The 1,126-nt window shown below is 67.5% G+C and carries 1 protein-coding gene; it reads left to right on the plus strand.

The window, feature by feature from the left end:
- The first annotated feature begins 83 nt into the window (after positions 1–83).
- Positions 84–1,073: a fumarylacetoacetate hydrolase family protein gene (locus DBR34_RS19785; RefSeq protein ID WP_128098048.1), complete on the plus strand. Its 990-nt coding sequence runs from the start codon at positions 84–86 to the stop codon at positions 1,071–1,073.
- Positions 1,074–1,126 lie beyond the last annotated feature (53 nt).

A 1,126-nucleotide genomic window follows, 5' to 3' on the forward strand; every position in this document is an offset into this window, starting at 1 on the left:
GTGGGATGTCGCGTTGCAGCTTGGTGGTGCGACAATTTTGGTTACACTCGAAACCTATTTTTCGCGATCCCGGATACCCACCCATGAAGCTTGGTTCTTTGAAGGAAGGCGGCCGCGACGGCACCCTGATCGTGGTCTCGCGCGACCTGCGCCACGGCGCACGCGCCACCGGCATCGCCGCCACCCTGCAGCAGGCGCTGGAAGACTGGAGCCACCTGGCGCCGCGCCTGAACGCGTTGTATGAGTCGCTCAACGACGGTAGCGCCGACGGCGTCTTCGACATCGACCTGCAGGCGCTGGCCGCGCCGCTGCCGCGGTCCTACGAGTTCGTGGACGGCAGCGCCTACCTGCCGCACGTCGAGCGCGTCCGCCGCGCCCGTGGCGCCGAGGTGCCGGAGAGCTTCTACACCGACCCGCTGATGTACCAGGCCACCAGCGCCGGCTTCTACGGCCCGCGTGATGCGGTGAAGGTGGTCAGCGAGGAATACGGCATCGACCTGGAAGCGGAGATCGTGGTGATCACCGACGACGTGCCGATGGCGGTCACCGCCGAACAGGCCGCCGGCCATATCCAGCTGGTGGGCTTGGTCAACGACGTGTCGCTGCGCAACCTGATTCCGGGCGAGCTGGCCAAGGGCTTCGGCTTCCTGCAGTCCAAGCCGCGCTCGGCGCTGTCGCCGGTGTTCGTCACCCCCGACGAGCTGGGCGACGCCTGGCAGGACAGCAAGGTGCACCTGCCGCTGCTGACCCATATCAATGGCCAGTGGTTCGGCGCCCCGGAAGCGGGCGTGGACATGCAGTTCAACTTTGCCCAGCTGGTCGCGCATGCTGCCAAGACGCGCCCGCTGGGTGCCGGCGCGATCGTCGGCTCGGGCACCATCGCCAACGAGGACACCAGCAAGGGCGCCTCCTGCTTTGCCGAGCTGCGCACGGTGGAAACCCTGCGCGATGGCAAGCCGAGCACGCCGTTCATGTCCTTCGGCGACGTGGTCCGCATCGAGATGCTGGACGCGGCCGGGGAGAGCATCTTCGGCGCCATCGAGCAGCGCATCGAACAGGCCGCCAGGCCCTGAACGCCACCGCCGCCACCGACGAGAGCGCGATCGAGCTGTTCAGCTACTGGCGG

This window comes from Stenotrophomonas sp. HMWF003 (genome assembly GCF_003061285.1).
Classification (GTDB): Bacteria; Pseudomonadota; Gammaproteobacteria; order Xanthomonadales; family Xanthomonadaceae; genus Stenotrophomonas; species Stenotrophomonas maltophilia_AP.

Excerpts from the sequence above, each read along its gene's own strand:
- DBR34_RS19785 (WP_128098048.1), top strand. The coding sequence starts at position 84 with ATGAAGCTTGGTTCTTTGAAGGAAGGCGGCCGCGACGGCACCCTGATC.